This is a genomic window from Solirhodobacter sp., assembly GCF_964715405.1.
This window is the reverse complement of record NZ_CBAICG010000015.1, coordinates 1-14,341: the sequence shown is the minus strand read 5'-3', so window position 1 is coordinate 14,341 and position 14,341 is coordinate 1. Positions and strand designations below refer to the sequence as shown.

The following is a 14,341-nucleotide window of genomic DNA, read 5'->3' as shown; positions in this document are numbered from 1 at the left end:
ACGCGGGCCCGCACAAGTCGCGCCCAAGTGAAATTCTGATGACGGAGCCCTGCGTGACGCGATCCCCGCTGTGGAAATCGATCACCGAGACGCTGCGCGCCGAGATCGCGCGCGGCCACTACGGACCCGGCGACAAGCTGCCGACCGAGGCCGAACTGGCGGCCCGTTTTGGCGTCAATCGCCATACCGTCCGGCGCGCGCTGGCCGACCTCGCCGCCAGCGGCCTTGTCCACGCCCGGCGCGGCGCGGGGGTCTTCGTCGCCTCGAAGCCGGTCGATTATCCGCTGGGCCGCCGCGTGCGCTTTCACCAGACCCTTGCCGCCGCCGGGCAACTGGCCGCGCGCGAGATCCTGCGGCTGGAAACCCGCCATGCCGATGCGCGCGAGTGTGCGGAACTGGCGTTGCCCGAGGGCGCACGGGTGCATGTCTACGAAGGGGTATCGCTCGCCGACGGGGTGCCGGTGGCGCTGTTCAGTTCGGTCTTTCCCGCCGACCGGCTGCCCGCCCTGCCCGCCGCACTGGCGCGCACCCGGTCGGTCACGGCGGCGCTGGCGGCGGTCGGCGTTGCCGACTACACCCGCGCCTCGACCCGGATCACGGCAAAGCTCGCCACCGCGACGCAAGCCGCCACCCTGCGCCTGCCCGAGGGCGCGCCGATCCTGCGCACCGAGGCCGTGAACGTCGATGCGTCAGGCCGCCCGGTGGAATTCGGGCGCACCTGGTTCGCGGGCGACCGCATCACGCTGACCGTCGCGCCAGAGTGACCCCTGCCCCGAACACCCCTGTTTTCATCGAAACCCGCGCCGTCGTCACCCCCTGTCATACCGGCGATACAGACCTGCCTTATCCACAGGCGAAACACCCCGAGCAGTGCGGTTTTCCCGATGACGCTCCTGCCCCCCCTGCGCCTGACCGGCGCGACCATATTGCGCGACGGCGAGATGCAGCGCCGGTCGATCGCCCTGGCCGACGGCCGCATCACCACGGGTCCGCTGCCCGAGGTGGACCTGACCGGCTACTACGTGCTGCCCGGCATCATCGACCTGCACGGCGACAGCTTCGAGCGCCACATCGCGCCGCGCCCCACGGCCAGCTTTCCGCTGATCTCGGGCTTTGCCAGCGCCGACCGCGACGCGGCCGCAAACGGCGTCACCACCGCCTTCTTTGCCCAGGGCTGGAGCTGGGAGGGCGGCGCCCGCAGCCCGGCGCAGGCAGTTGCCGTGGCCGACGCACTGGCCGCCGCCCGGTCCCGCATGATGACCGACATCCGCCTGCAGATCCGCTGCGAGACGCATCTGGTCGACTCGGGCGCCGACCTGCTGGTGCTGATCGAGCGGCACCGGCTGGGCTATGTCGTGTTCAACAACCACCTCGATCAGGCGCTCGACATGCGGCGCGACGATCCGCACGGCTTCGCGCTCTGGGCACGCAAACTCGGCCGCTCGCCCGAGGATCACCTGGCGTCGGTGGAACGTGCGCTGGCCCGCGCGCGCGAGGTGCCGCGCCACCTCTGCCGCCTGGCGGAAGCCTTCGACCGGCTCGGCGTGGTCTACGGCAGCCACGACGACCCCGACGGCGAAACGCGCGAACGGTTCTCGATGATCGGCGCGCGCATCGCGGAATTTCCCACCAGCCGCAAGGCGGCCGCCGCCGCCAGGGCGATGATGAACCCGGTCGTGATGGGCGCGCCCAATGTGGTGCGGGGCGGCAGCCAGGCGGGCAACGTTGCGGCCCTCGGCCTGATCCGGCAGGGGCTTTGCGATGCGCTGGTCTCGGATGACCACTTTCCGGCGCTGGCCGAGGCCGCCTGGACGCTGATCGACACCGGCACGCTGAGCCTGCCGAAGGCCTGGGCGATGATCTCCTCCGCCCCGGCCGAGATTCTGCGGATGCCCGATCGTGGCCAGCTTTCGCCCGGCAAACGCGCCGACCTCGTGGTGGTGAACGCCGACACCCGCGCCATCGAGGCGACCATTGCCGGTGGTCGGCTCAGCTACCTCGCCGGCGAGGCGGCGCGGCGCTTCCTGCGCCAACCCCAGGCACTGGGGATCGCCGCCGAGTGATCCCGGCGGCTGGTCTCAGCCCTCGTGTTTTTCCACAAACGCCTCGGCGGGCAGCGCCCGGAAATCGTCCAGCGCCGCACGCAGGCGAGCGTGATCCCAGTCCCACCAGGCCAGCGCGATCATCCGCGCGGCCACCGCCTCGGGATAGCAGACGAACGTCACCTCGGAGATTTCGCAGTCCGGGGGGATGACCGGCGCCGCTGCACGCAGTTTCGGCATCGCGCCCCTGCCCCATTCTTGCTGACCCAAGTATCCCCGCCGGAGGCTCCACGCCCCGTCCCGGCGCCCTGGTCAGGGTCATCTCCCCTTGATCAGCGGCCGACGACGATAGCGCCGATCACCGTGGCGCCGCGGGCGGTGGACTCGAGCGTGGCCAGCACCGGTGCCACCACGATCTCGGGGAAGGCACGGCACAGGTCCATGAGGCGGCGAAAGACCGGAATCGCCCGCGGCCAGAGCGCGAGTCCCGGCGTCGCCAGCATCGAAAGGAGCCCGCCGCCCAGCGTGCCGATCCGCGTGGCGATGGCGGCGATGTTCAGCGTCTCGACCAGCGCGGGGAGGGAATGCCCCGGCGGGTGCGGCAACTCGCCCGCCTTGCGCAGGGCTTCGGGCAGGATTTCGCCCGGAAAGTCGAACACATGCGGCAACCCGCGCCAGACCCCGCCCGAGTTTCCGGCGTTGGCCAGCACGAAGCCCAAAGCCATCTGCGCCGCGAAGAGGATCAGCGCGCCGCCGCCGACAAGGCGCCGCTGCCGCAGGTTCGCGAGGTAATCCGCCCGCATCCGGGCCAGCCCGGTCACGCCGTCATCCATTCCCATGCCCCGGAAAGAATTGGGCGGGCCCCGGAGACCGGCGCCCCCCCACGTTTCAGTGAAATCGGTTCGACTGGGCCCGACTCGACTGGGCCGAGGTGACGCACGGGTCGATCGACTTCCTGTTGACCGCGACGATGGTCTGTTCATGGCCGCCGGTGAACTGGACCTTGCCGAAGAACGTGTCCATCTGGGCGCCAAGCTTGGCCGGACTCTCGATCGCCGGGATCAGGTAGCCCGCGGTCGAGTTCGGGTCGCCGAAGCCGAAGACCTTGCCCTTGGCGTCTTCCAGCCTGGTGATGCCGGAGTCTTTGCGTGCGAAACCGATCGAGCAGGAGACCCAGGATCCATCCGCGTTCACCGTCACCGCCAGCGGTTCGACCGTGTTCGGGGCGGTCACATAGGCTTGGCGAACACCGTGCGGCCGTCCTCCTCGTGAATGCGGCGTGGCGAGTCCATCACCCCCTGCGCGTTCATCGGGTCGAGGCTGGCGATCGGTTCATCGGCCAGGATCAACTTGGGGTCCTGCATCCGCGCCCGCGCGATGGCGACGCGCTGCCGTTGGCCGCCCGACAGCGCCTCGGCACGCTTGGACGCCTGCGATGCGATGCCAAGCCGGTCGAGGATGTCGATGGCGCGGTGGATGTCGGCGCGGGGGTCGAGGTTGAACACCGTCGCGGCGGTAGACCGGCGGTCGAGCGTGCCAAGCAGCACGTTCGCCGCCACTTCGGCACCGGGCAGCAGGGCGATGTTGCGCAGATGCTCCGTCCCCGTCATGCCGCAACCGATCATTCCGTAGCTTACCTTATCCGACATTTCGGCCTCTATCCGATGCGCGCAACAGACCGGACTTTGTCGGTATCGAACCAAGTCCGCGAAAACTCGGCAATGGCACCGTCCTGCGCCCAGCTCAGCCGCTCGATCAGCGGGGCGGGCGCGCCGGGCGTGGGCGCAAAGGCGGCAGGTGCCCAGTCGGGTACCGCGCCAAGGCCCACCCGATCCTCGGCGCGCTGAATCCGCAGGCCCAGACGCTGGCGATAGTAGAGGCAGAGCGGCTCCGACGGGTCCGCGATCGCGATCCGGTCGCCATAGCTGCCGTCGAGCCAGATCTCCTCCACCGCCGCCGCCACGCCCGACAGCCGCCGCAACCGCCGGATGCGATGCGCCTCGGGTGAACGGCCGAACGGCGGCAGGTCGGCGGGCTTCGGCAACCGCTCCACCGACAGCACCTCGGCCGTGGGCAGCCCGCCGCCCGCGACAAGCTCCAGCCGGAACAGCGCGTCGACGCGGTCCACCTCGGCCTTGGCGCGGATGTAGTTGCCCGAGCCCTGCACGCGCTCCAGCAGCCCCTTGGCCGCCAGATCGGCCAGCGCCTTGCGCAGCGTGCCGACCGCGATCCCCATCCCGGCGGCCATTTCGCGTTCGGTCGGCAGCTTTGCGCCATCGGGCAACCGGCCGGAAGCGATGTCGCGGATCACCAGTTCGCTGATCTGCAGGTAGAGCGGGAGGGAGCCGGTCTGGGGCATGGCGTCACGCCGGGGCAATATTGATGCACTATTGATCTACATCAAAGCCGATACTACACAAGAGGGAAACCGCGCCCCGGAGGAGATTCGATGACCATCGTTCCCGTCACCTCCGAACGCCTCGGGTTCCGCAACATCCTGTGCCCCTCGTCCCATCAGGTCGGGCAGGGCAGCCTTGGCGTGTCGCATCAGGCCAAGAGCCGCGCGTTGGCCGACGAATACGGCGACATCGAGCCGCATCTGTGGGCCGGCATCGGCCGTGCGCGCTCGGGGTGCGGGGCGGCGCGGGTCGGATCGACCGATCAGGTGCCGGGCGAGATCGAGGCCTGCCGGAAGATGGGCATCCGCGCCTTCCTCGTTTCGGGCGACCCGCATCTCGACGAGACCAAGCCCTTCGGCACCAAAGTGTTGCCGCAACTGAAAACCTGCTCGCTGCCCCATGAATACGGCCGGGTGCCGCTGGAAATGCCCGCCACGCCGCTTGGCACGGGGGTGCGCCGCTGATGGATCACCTCAAGGCGACCAAGGGGTTGAAGCTGTCGCGGCTGGCCTATGGCACCTGGCGGCTGGGCGACGACCCGGACACCTCGCCCGCCCATGTGCAGGCCAAGATCGAGGCGTGCCTGGCGCAGGGCATCACCACCTTCGATCTGGCCGACATCTACGGCGGCTACAGGGTCGAGGCGTTGTTCGGCGCGGCACTGAAGGCCGTGCCGGGCCTGCGCAACAAGATCGAGATCGTCACGAAATGCGATATCGTGGTCTCTGCCGGGCGCCATGCGGCAGCGCGGGTCAAGCACTATGACACCTCGGCCGCGCATCTCCGCGCCTCGGTCGATGCGAGCTTGCGCGACCTCGGCACCGACCGGCTGGACCTGTTGCTGATCCATCGGCCCGACCCGCTGATGGACCACGCGGAAACCGGCGCGGCGCTGGATGCGCTGGTCGCCACGGGCAAGGTTGGCGCCGTCGGGGTGTCGAACTTCCGGCCATGGGATGTCACGCTGCTGCAATCGGCGATGGAAACCCGGCTGGCGACCAACCAGATCGAGCTTTCGCTGCTGTGCACCGATCCCTTCACCAATGGCGATCTGGCCTTCCTGCAGGAACGCGGTCTGGCGCCGATGGCGTGGTCGCCGCTGGCGGGCGGTCGGCTTTTCGCGCCCGGCCACGCTGCGCTGCGGGCCCGGCTGGCCGCGATCGGCGCCGCCTTCGGGGTGGATGAGTCGGCGGTGGCCATCGCCTGGCTGCTGCGCCACCCGGCGCGCATCCTGCCGGTGCTGGGCACCAACCGGCTTGACCGCATCGCGCGCATGTCGGACGCCTTGAAACTGGCGATGGACCGAGAAACGTGGTTCGAACTCACCACGCTCGCACTGGGGCGCGAGGTGCCCTGAGAGGAAACCGACTTGACCACCGACACCGAGTTCACCCCAGGCCCGGATCACGCGCGGACCTTCCGCGACGCGCTGGGGCGCTTTGCGACCGGCGTGACGGTGGTCACGACGCTGGGCCCGAAAGGCCCGGTGGGACTGACCGCGAACAGCTTCGCTGCGGTCTCGCTCGACCCGGCGCTGGTGCTGTGGTCGCCGGCCCGGACCTCGCGCCGCTTCGCCACCTTTGCCCAGGCGCGGTTCTTCGCCATCCATGTGCTGGCCGAGGATCAGATCGACCTGTGCCGCCACTTCACCCAGGCCGACAACCACTTCGCCGGGCTCGACATGACGACCTCGGCCGAGGGCACGCCACTGATCGGCGGCACGCTGGCGCGGTTCGAGTGCGCGACCGAGGCCAGCCATGACGCGGGCGATCACCTCATCATCATCGGTCGCGTGCTGCGCGCCCGTTTCCGCGACGGCGCGCCGCTGATCTTTTCGCGCGGGCACTACGGCACGTTCCTGAGCCTGCCGTAGACCGGTCAAGATCAGGGCAACCCGCGCCAAAGCGCAGGAGCGCGGCGAAGCCCTGGGCGAATACGTCACGCATCCCTTTGTCGCGCCGTCAGAGATTGCGACAAGGCCATAGTCATATTAGGATAACGCAATATATATACGCCTTGCCCTGTCCGATCTGGGGAACGCTCCTCACATTCGACTGGCGGCGCCCTGAGCGCGGGCAGGTTTCCCGCGCGGCTGCTGCCGGAGCGACCCGGCAGATGGAGATAGGAAACATGGCCCTCGACACGCAGGAAAAGGACCGCCCACGCGATCTTTCGGCGGAGATTCCGGCCGAAGTTGCTGAATTCGCAAACTGCGCTTCAATCTCGGTGGATGAAATGGCCGGTCAGGCGCAATCGGCGGCGAACTTCCTCAAGGCGCTGGCGCACGAAGGGCGATTGATGATTCTGTGCCACCTGTCCTCGGGTGAAAAGTCGGTGACCGAGCTGGAGTTGCTGCTCGCCTCGCGCCAGGCGGCCGTGAGCCAGCAGCTCGCCCGGCTGCGGCTGGAGGGCATGGTGTCGAGCCGTCGCGACGGCAAGGCGATCTACTACGCGCTGGCGGATGAGAATGTGCGCCGGGCGATCGACCTGTTCTACGACATGTTCTGCAAGCCGCTGATCGACGCCAAGACCGCGTGATCCGGCCTAGCCGAGCGGGATGACATCGACCTCTTGCCGGGTCCGCGCGGCGGCGGCGATGCGCAGCACGCCGCGCACCGGGGCCACATCCTCGTAATCGCGCCCAACTGCGACGACGACGTGATCCGTCGCCGCCATCACCGCATTGGTCGGATCATAGGCAACCCATCCAGCCTCGATGCCGCACCAGGCGCGCACCCAGGCATGCATCGCATCCGCCCCGGCCAACCGTTCGCAGCCCTTGGGCGGTGTGGTGCGCAGAAAGCCCGAGACATAGCCCGCGGGCACACCGATGCCGCGCAGGCAGGCGATCATGATCTGGCTGAAATCCTGACAAACGCCGTGGCGTCGCTCGAACGCCTCGGCCGGGTCGGTGTCAACCGTGGTCGCCTCGGCGTCGAACCGCAGGTCGCGATAGAGCGCCGCTCCGACCGCCGCCACGACGGCCAGCGTCGTCATCCCCGGTTCAAGCTGGGCGCGGGCGTAATCCGTGGCCTCGGCCCAGGGCCGGACCCGGCCCGAGGGCCCGATGAAATGGTGCGGCGCCTCGGGCCCAAGGCTGTGCACCTCGGCCAGTTCTTTCGTCAGCCGGTCGAGCGGCGGCGACAGGTCCAGCTCCGGCGCCTCGGCGGTGCAATCGACCCGGGCGGTCAGGCGGAACCGCTCGCGCGTGTGACCGCCACGAAAGGCGACCTCGGTCACCGCATTGCCCCAGAAGTCGCGGCTGTCACGCCGCTCCTGCGGGGTCGGCTCGATCGACAGGCGCCCGGCGATCAGTCGCTGGCGCCCCGGCAGCGTCGCGGGCATCAGCCGCAACAGGTGCCGCCCCGCGCCCGAGGGCGGATCGTAGGTGTAGTCGATGCTCAGCCCGATGTCGTAAAGCATTCCGCGCCCTAGCTGAAATAGCTGGTGGCGAGAAGGCTTGCCACCTCCGCCGTCGCCCGCCGCAGCACGCGAAGTTCGGCCGTGGTCAACGTCTCGGGCGTCATCACGGCCAGCGCGGTGTGCACCTCCAGCACCCGGCGGGCCAGCGGGGTCAGCGGCTGGCCCGGCTCGTTGCCCGGCAGGCGGGCAACCTGCTCGCGGACCAGATCGAACTGGTACAGGATGGATCGCGGGTTGCGGTCATCGAGCGCCAACAGGTCGATCACCGTGTCGCGCGCGGTCGACACCGCATAGCGGCGGCGGTGCGTCATCAGGCTGTCGCCGACCTCGACCGCCAGGTCAAGCGCGCCTTCGGGCTGGCCCGGATCGGCAAAGACCGACAGCGTCCAGGCCATCGCATTCGCCCGTTCCAGCGCGCGACCCAGCGTCAGGAACCGCCAGCCGGTGAAGCGGTACATGTTTTCATGAACAAGGCCGGAAAAGCCCGCGATCCGGCGCAACAGCAGGCCCAGCACCCGCGCCGCGTCGTCGCCACGCCGCGCCTCGGGGCCAACGTCCGCCACCTTTTCCGCAAGATCGCCCAGCGCCGCCCAGCCGTCGATCGAAAACCGGTCGCGCACCTGCCCGGCGCAGCCCCGCGCCGCAGCCAACCGGGTGGCGATCACCCCGGCAAACGGCTCCTCGACCGAAACGCCGTGCAGGACGAGGAAATCGGCCAGCGCGGTCAGCAGCGGCCGGTCGCCGCGATCAGTCTCGGCCAGCCGCAAATGATAGGCGCGCAACAGGCGCACCACGGTTTCCACCCGCTCGACATAGCGGCCGAGCCAGAACAGGTTGTCGGCCGCCCGCGCGGGCAGCACGCTCAACTCGGTGCGCCGGAACGGGCCGGTGGTGGCGGGCACCATCGTTTCGGCCACGACCGGCGCATCGGCCACCACCCAGACGTCGGCCACCGAGCCGCCGGACTGCATCGTGACGGCGGCAGTATCGGTGCTGCGCCCGATCCGGGCATAGCCGCCCGGCATCACCGCCCAACCCTCCGGCGTGCGGGCCAGAAAAACCCGCAGGCTCATCGGGCGGGGCACCAGCCGGGTACCGTCCCACGCCGGGGTGGTCGACAGCGTCACCGCCTCCTGCCCCACCAGCCCCGTGCCATCCGCCGCCAGCCAGTCGGCCAGCGCCTCGCCCTCGCGCCGGGCCGGGGCCTGTTCCTCGAAAAAGAGGCGCGTCGACAGGGCGGGACCGAACCTCATCCGCTCGGCATGGCGCGCGACATAGGCCCGCTCGGCCGCCTGCCCGCACCACCAGGTGGCGATGTTCGACAGCGTCAGCGGCTCGCCGCGCAGCGCCTTGCACAGCCGCGGCATGAAGGCCATCAGCGCGCGCGCCTCCAGCACGCCAGACCCAAGCGCGTTGACCATCGCGACCTGCCCGCCGCGCAGCGCGCCCACCATCCCGGCGGTGCCAAGATGCGAGGCGGGGTCCAGTTCCAGCGGGTCGGCAAAGGCGGCATCAAGGCGGCGCCAGAGCACCGAGACGGGCTTCGGCCCCGCCACCGTGCGCACCATCACGCGGCCGTCCTCGACCACCATATCCTCGCCTTCCAGCAGCATGAAGCCGAGGTAGCGGGCGATATAGGCGTGTTCGTAATAGGTATCCGTCATCGGACCGGGCGACAGGATCGCCACCCGGCTGTCCTCGCCGCCGCGCATCCCGTTCAACGCATCGCGGAAGCGGCGGAAGAACGGCGCCAGCCGCTCGACATTCGCTTCGGCGTAGAAGTCCGAGAACACGCGGCTGGTCGCAACCCGGTTTTCCAGCGCGAACCCGGCCCCCGAGGGCGCCTGCGTGCGATCCCCCAGCACGAACCACGACCCATCCGGGCTGCGGCCCAGTTCGAACGCCAGGAAGTGCAGGAAGTGCCCGCCCTTCGGCTGCATCCCCACCAGCGGGCGCAGCCATTCGCGGTTGCCCGCCACCAGGGCCGCGGGCAGATGGCCGTCTGTCACCAGCCGCCCCGGCCCGTAGAGGTCGGCCACCACGGCTTCCAGCAGGTCGGCGCGCTGGCGCAGCCCGGCGGTGATCGTGGCCCAGTCGGTTTCGTGCAGGATCACCGGCACCGCGCTCAGCGGCCAGGCGCGTTCCGTGGCCCCCCCATCGGCGTAAAGCCGGGTGAATACGCCTGCGTCGCGCAGATACTGATCGCCCCGCGCGACCCGCGCCGCGATCTCTTCGGCGGTCAGGCTGGCCAGATGATCGACAAAGCCGCGCCAAGCCGGGCGGACGCGGCCTTCCGCGTCCATCAATTCGTCCGCGATGCCCGAAACCGGTGCGTAGCCGCGCAGCAGCGCCGCCACCGGATCGGCCTTGGGACGCGCCGCCCCCTCCATCTCAGACCCCCGGCGCCCGGCGCAGATCGAGCGTGGACGGGAACTCCGGGTGCGGCGTCTCGGGCACCGGAACGTAGCCGCCCGCATGATGCCCGTAGGGCTGGAACCGGGCCAGACGGCGCGCCTCGGCCTCGTTGCCGTTCACCGGGAAGGTGTCATAGCTGCGCCCGCCGGGATGGGCGACGTGATAGGTGCAACCGGCCAGCGCCCGCCCGTTCCAGGTGTCGAAGATGTCGAAGGTCAGCGGCGCGTCGACGCGCAGCACCGGGTGCATCGCGGTCGCAGGCTGCCACGCCTTGTAGCGCACCCCCGCCACCGCCACGCCGGGGCGAGTGGTTTGCAACGGCATCGTGCGGCGGTTGCAGGTGACGGTGTAGCGGCCCGGATCGGGGGCGGTCAGCTTGACCTGCAACCGCTCGCTCGAACTGTCGGTATAGCGCACCGTGCCGCCGATCGCGCCGGTTTCGCCCAGCACATGCCAAGGCTCCAGCGCCTGCCGCAGTTCCAGATGCACCCCGTCCGCCTCGACCTCGCCGCAGAACGGAAAACGGAACTCGGCCTGCGCGGTGAACCAGGTGGGGTCGAGCGCGAAGCCATGATCCTTCAGGTCGGCCAACACGTCGAGGAAATCGGCCCACAGATGTTCCGGCAGCATGAAGCGGTCATGCAGCGCGGTGCCCCAGCGCGTCAGCTTGCCAATCGCAGGCGCGGCCCAAAACCGCGCGATCAGCGCCCGGATCATGAGTTGCTGCGCCAGGCTCATCCGGGCGTTGGGCGGCATCTCGAAACCGCGGAATTCCACCAGCCCCAGCCGCCCGGTGGGGCCATCGGGCGAGTAAAGCTTGTCGATGCAGATCTCGGCGCGGTGGGTGTTGCCGGTCACGTCGGTCAGCATGTTGCGCAACAGCCGGTCGGTCAGCCAGGGCAGCGGCGGCACGCCTGCGGACGGTGCCGGGATCTGCGCCAGCGCAATCTCCAGCTCGTAAAGCGCGTCATGGCGCGCCTCGTCGATGCGGGGCGCTTGGCTGGTCGGGCCAATGAACAGGCCCGAGAACAGGTAGCTCAGCGCCGGGTGGCGGTTCCAGTGCAGGATCAGGCTGGCCAGCACATCGGGGCGGCGCAGGAACGGGCTGTCCTCCGGCGTCGCGCCACCGACCACCACATGGTTGCCGCCGCCGGTGCCGGTATGCTTGCCGTCGATCATGAACTTGTCGGCACCCAACCGCGTTTGCCGCGCCTCTTCGTAGACCGCCTCGGTGGTGGCGACGCACTCGTCCCAACTGGCAGCGGGGTGGATGTTCACCTCGATCACGCCCGGATCGGGGGCCACGCGGATCACGTTGATGCGCGGGTCGTGCGGCGGGGCGTAACCCTCGATATGCACCGGCAGACCCAGCCGGGCGGCGGCGGCCTCGGCGGCCCGCACCAGTTCCAGATAATCCTCCATCGCCACCACCGGCGGCAGGAAGACGCAAAGCCGCCCGTCGCGCGGCTCGGCCGAAATGGCGGTGCGCACGAAACCCTCGATTTCCACCGGGGTCTGGGCCTGCACATTCTGCTGCGGCGTGCTGGGCACGAAGCTGGCCAGCGGCTGCGTCCTGCGCGCCAGATCGACTTCGCCGGTTTCGGTTTCCGGCAGCGGCGCACGCGGGGCGTAGGGATCGGCGGGGTTGATGAACGGGTATTGCGCGGGCGACAGCCAGGGCAGCGAGGTCAGCGGCAGCCGGTAGCCCACCGGGCTATCGCCCGGCACCAGGAACATGTGCTTGCGCCTGAGCCGCCAGCGTTCCGACCGCCAGTGCCGCCCGCCCGCCTGCGACTGCGCGCTTTGCACCGGCAATACAAATCCCGAGGGCACCGTCAGCCCGCGGTCGAACACCTGCGCGATGCGGTGGCGCGCCTCGGTATCTTCCAGTTTCGAATTCGCGGGCGTCACGTTCGGCGGCAGGTTCGCCTCTTTCACCAGCCATTCGGCGGGGTCTTCATAGGCGGGCAGGATGTTTTGCTCGTCCACCTGCAGTTCGGCGGCGATCTCGCGCAATAACTCCTGCGCCTCCAGCGGCCCGACGCCGGTCTTGGCGCCCTCGTCCGCGATCAGCGCGGCATCACGCCAGATCGGCTTGCCATCGCGCCGCCAGTAAAGCGAGAAGGTCCAGCGCGGCAACGTCTCGCCCGGATACCACTTGCCCTGCCCGTAGTGCAGAAAGCCGCCCGGCGCGAAGCGGTCGCGCAGTCGCCGGATCAGCCGGTCGGCGAGGATGCGCTTGGTCGGCCCGACGGCGGCGGTGTTCCACTCGTCGGCCTCGAAGTCGTCGATCGAAACGAAGGTCGGCTCGCCCCCCATCGTCAGGCGCACGTCGCCCGCGCCCAGCGCGGCATCGACCTTGTGGCCCAGCGCGTTCAACTCGTCCCAGGCGTCGTCGGAAAATGGTTTGGTGATGCGCGGATGTTCGGCGATGCGGCGGACCTTCATGTCGAAGGCGAACTCGACCTCGGCAAAACTGGCGAGGCCCGAGATCGGCGCGGCATTGCGGTAGTGCGGGGTCGCAGCCAGCGGGATATGGCTTTCGCCCGCCAGCAGGCCCGAAGTCGGGTCCAGCCCGATCCAGCCCGCGCCGGGCAGGTAGACCTCGACCCAGGCATGCAGGTCGGTGAAATCGACCTCGGTGCCCGAAGGGCCGTCGAGCGCCTTCAGGTCGGGCTTCAACTGGATCAGGTAGCCCGACACGAAGCGCGCGGCAAAGCCGAGGTGGCGCAGCGCCTGCACCAGCAGCCAGCTTGAATCCCGGCATGACCCGGTGCCGCGCTCGAAGGTTTCCTCGGGCGTCTGCACGCCGGGCTCCAGGCGGATGACATAGCCGATCGTGTTGGCCACCCGCGCGTTCAGCGCCACCACGAAATCCACCGTGCGGGTGCGCGCGCGCGGCACCTGATCGAGGAACCGGCGCAGGTCCGGCCCGGCCTCTTCCGGCTTGCGGTAGATCGACAGATCTTCGGTCAGGTCGAGCGGATACTCGAACGGCCAGTGCTCGGCCTCCTCCTCGACGAAGAAGTCGAACGGGTTGTAGACGGTCATGTCGGCGACCAGATCGACCTCGATCCTGAACTCGCGCACCGGTTCAGGGAACACATAGCGCGCCAGCCAGTTGCCGTAGGGGTCTTGCTGGTGGTTCACGAAATGCGGCTGCGGCCCGACCTTCAGCGAATGCGAGATCACCCGTGTGCGGCTGTGCGGCGCCGGACGCAGACGGATCAACTGCGGGCCCAGAATCACCGGGCGATCGTATTTGTAATGCGTCAGATGGGTGATCGCGGCCTTGATCGACATGGGGCATCCGGGGTTGGGTCTGGGCACCGTCCCACAAAATGGATTGGGGAACTAGCACCTTCCTTGGCTATCAGGGCGCGCCCGTTCGCGCGATACGGCCACGCGACATCGGGCCCTGCGGGGCCAATGCGCCCAAAGAAAAGGCGACCTCGGCCGGGTCGCCCGAAAATCAGGCGGACCGGGTCCGGCATCCTGTGCGCCCCCGCCGCTTCTTTTTGCTTTGAAAGCCCCGGCGCGGCTCGCTAAAGACAGGGCGGGGCCAGACATCAGCGCGGACCCGCACGGCCCCGTAGCTCAACTGGATAGAGCGGGCGACTTCTAATCGCCAGGTTGAGGGTTCGATTCCTTCCGGGGTCACCACGCCGCTTCAAAGGGCGATCGCCACCGCGGTGCCGATCGCCGTCATCGCCTCGGCCGCGATCTGGAACGACCGGCGGCGTTTGGCGGGGTCGTGGATCTGGCCGGTGAGGATCACCTCGTCCGGGCGGAACCGCGCGATCAGGTCGCCAAGCTGGCGCTGCACCGTATCCGGCCCGCCGACCGCCGCGATCGCCAGCGCCTGATCCACCATGCGCAGCATCGCGCGCTCGACCCGGGCCGCGATATCCTCGACCGGGCGCGGCAGCTTGCCCGGCTGCCCCGAGCGCAGGTTGGCGAAGGCCAGTTGCATCGAGGTGCGCAGGTGGGCGCCCTCCGCATCGTCCTCGCCCGCGAAAACGTTGACCGCCAGCATGAAGCGCGGCGCGGACAGTGCGGCCG

At 69.3% G+C, this 14,341-nt stretch carries 13 protein-coding genes, 1 tRNA gene and 2 pseudogenes; 7 read left to right on the top strand and 9 right to left on the bottom strand.

From position 1 onward, the window contains the following. Window positions 1-38 precede the first annotated feature (38 nt). Both phnF and AC11WY_RS08720 read left to right on the top strand, forming a co-directional pair. The gene (phnF, locus tag AC11WY_RS08725) at window positions 39-764 is read left to right on the top strand and encodes a phosphonate metabolism transcriptional regulator PhnF (protein ID WP_482924506.1); all 726 of its coding nucleotides are present in this window, start codon (window positions 39-41) and stop codon (window positions 762-764) included. Between the two features lie 120 nt (window positions 765-884). Further along, window positions 885-2,063: an alpha-D-ribose 1-methylphosphonate 5-triphosphate diphosphatase gene (locus AC11WY_RS08720; RefSeq protein ID WP_482924504.1), complete on the top strand. Its 1,179-nt coding sequence runs from the start codon at window positions 885-887 to the stop codon at window positions 2,061-2,063. A 15-nt stretch (window positions 2,064-2,078) separates the two neighbouring features. Here AC11WY_RS08720 and AC11WY_RS08715 read toward each other — a convergent pair whose 3' ends face one another. The 5 genes and pseudogenes from AC11WY_RS08715 to AC11WY_RS08695 all read right to left on the bottom strand — a co-directional run bounded on the left by AC11WY_RS08715 (window position 2,079) and on the right by AC11WY_RS08695 (window position 4,401). After that, window positions 2,079-2,282 (bottom strand): hypothetical protein, encoded by a 204-nt coding sequence (locus tag AC11WY_RS08715; RefSeq protein ID WP_482924502.1) that lies wholly within the window; start codon window positions 2,280-2,282, stop codon window positions 2,079-2,081. A 92-nt stretch (window positions 2,283-2,374) separates the two neighbouring features. Then, entirely contained in the window at window positions 2,375-2,875 is a 501-nt protein-coding gene (locus AC11WY_RS08710) for a PhnE/PtxC family ABC transporter permease (RefSeq protein WP_482924500.1), read from the bottom strand. Window positions 2,876-2,930: 55 nt separating this feature from the next. Beyond that, a complete protein-coding gene (locus AC11WY_RS08705; protein WP_482924498.1) occupies window positions 2,931-3,275 on the bottom strand; it encodes a PhnD/SsuA/transferrin family substrate-binding protein in 345 nt (114 codons plus the stop codon). Between the two features lie 8 nt (window positions 3,276-3,283). Beyond that, window positions 3,284-3,601, bottom strand: a pseudogene (locus AC11WY_RS08700) (ATP-binding cassette domain-containing protein); the annotation flags it as partial. A gap of 98 nt (window positions 3,602-3,699) precedes the next feature. Further along, complete coding sequence (locus AC11WY_RS08695; protein ID WP_482924496.1) at window positions 3,700-4,401, bottom strand: GntR family transcriptional regulator; 702 nt, start codon at window positions 4,399-4,401, stop codon at window positions 3,700-3,702. Between the two features lie 171 nt (window positions 4,402-4,572). Between AC11WY_RS08695 and AC11WY_RS08690 the strand changes: the two are divergent. The 4 genes and pseudogenes from AC11WY_RS08690 to AC11WY_RS08675 form a co-directional block, all read left to right on the top strand. After that, window positions 4,573-4,905: pseudogene (locus AC11WY_RS08690) on the top strand (LLM class flavin-dependent oxidoreductase); the annotation flags it as partial. Then, complete coding sequence (locus AC11WY_RS08685) at window positions 4,905-5,798, top strand: aldo/keto reductase (protein WP_482924494.1); 894 nt, start codon at window positions 4,905-4,907, stop codon at window positions 5,796-5,798. The pseudogene AC11WY_RS08690 and the gene AC11WY_RS08685, both read left to right, overlap by 1 nt. Window positions 5,799-5,810: 12 nt before the next feature. Beyond that, complete coding sequence (locus AC11WY_RS08680; RefSeq protein ID WP_482924492.1) at window positions 5,811-6,314, top strand: flavin reductase family protein; 504 nt, start codon at window positions 5,811-5,813, stop codon at window positions 6,312-6,314. Between the two features lie 362 nt (window positions 6,315-6,676). Beyond that, on the top strand, window positions 6,677-6,979 hold the full coding sequence (locus AC11WY_RS08675; protein WP_482924618.1) for an ArsR/SmtB family transcription factor: 303 nt from the start codon (window positions 6,677-6,679) through the stop codon (window positions 6,977-6,979). 6 nt (window positions 6,980-6,985) lie between these two features. Here AC11WY_RS08675 and AC11WY_RS08670 read toward each other — a convergent pair whose 3' ends face one another. Genes AC11WY_RS08670 through AC11WY_RS08660 form a run of 3 tightly spaced genes read right to left on the bottom strand, consistent with a single transcriptional unit; the run spans window position 6,986 to window position 13,582 of the window. Beyond that, a complete protein-coding gene (locus AC11WY_RS08670; RefSeq protein ID WP_482924490.1) occupies window positions 6,986-7,864 on the bottom strand; it encodes a transglutaminase family protein in 879 nt (292 codons plus the stop codon). An 8-nt stretch (window positions 7,865-7,872) separates the two neighbouring features. Then, complete coding sequence (locus tag AC11WY_RS08665; RefSeq protein WP_482924488.1) at window positions 7,873-10,254, bottom strand: circularly permuted type 2 ATP-grasp protein; 2,382 nt, start codon at window positions 10,252-10,254, stop codon at window positions 7,873-7,875. A 1-nt stretch (window position 10,255) separates the two neighbouring features. Then, a complete protein-coding gene (locus AC11WY_RS08660) occupies window positions 10,256-13,582 on the bottom strand; it encodes a transglutaminase family protein (RefSeq protein ID WP_482924486.1) in 3,327 nt (1,108 codons plus the stop codon). Window positions 13,583-13,865: 283 nt separating this feature from the next. On the opposite strand from AC11WY_RS08660, the gene AC11WY_RS08655 reads away from it, so the two are divergent. Next, a tRNA-Arg gene (locus tag AC11WY_RS08655) sits at window positions 13,866-13,942 on the top strand. A 7-nt stretch (window positions 13,943-13,949) separates the two neighbouring features. Here the strand turns inward: AC11WY_RS08655 and AC11WY_RS08650 are convergent. After that, window positions 13,950-14,341: LLM class oxidoreductase (locus AC11WY_RS08650; RefSeq protein ID WP_482924484.1), on the bottom strand; the 392-nt coding region annotated here is incomplete at its 5' end.

Excerpts from the sequence above, each read along its gene's own strand:
- phnF (WP_482924506.1), top strand. The coding sequence starts at position 39 with ATGACGGAGCCCTGCGTGACGCGATCCCCGCTGTGGAAATCGATCACC.
- AC11WY_RS08720 (WP_482924504.1), top strand. The coding sequence starts at position 885 with ATGACGCTCCTGCCCCCCCTGCGCCTGACCGGCGCGACCATATTGCGC.
- AC11WY_RS08715 (WP_482924502.1), bottom strand. The coding sequence starts at position 2,282 with ATGCCGAAACTGCGTGCAGCGGCGCCGGTCATCCCCCCGGACTGCGAA.
- AC11WY_RS08710 (WP_482924500.1), bottom strand. The coding sequence starts at position 2,875 with ATGGATGACGGCGTGACCGGGCTGGCCCGGATGCGGGCGGATTACCTC.
- AC11WY_RS08695 (WP_482924496.1), bottom strand. The coding sequence starts at position 4,401 with ATGCCCCAGACCGGCTCCCTCCCGCTCTACCTGCAGATCAGCGAACTG.
- AC11WY_RS08685 (WP_482924494.1), top strand. The coding sequence starts at position 4,905 with ATGGATCACCTCAAGGCGACCAAGGGGTTGAAGCTGTCGCGGCTGGCC.
- AC11WY_RS08675 (WP_482924618.1), top strand. The coding sequence starts at position 6,677 with ATGGCCGGTCAGGCGCAATCGGCGGCGAACTTCCTCAAGGCGCTGGCG.
- AC11WY_RS08670 (WP_482924490.1), bottom strand. The coding sequence starts at position 7,864 with ATGCTTTACGACATCGGGCTGAGCATCGACTACACCTACGATCCGCCC.
- AC11WY_RS08665 (WP_482924488.1), bottom strand. The coding sequence starts at position 10,254 with ATGGAGGGGGCGGCGCGTCCCAAGGCCGATCCGGTGGCGGCGCTGCTG.
- AC11WY_RS08660 (WP_482924486.1), bottom strand. The coding sequence starts at position 13,582 with ATGTCGATCAAGGCCGCGATCACCCATCTGACGCATTACAAATACGAT.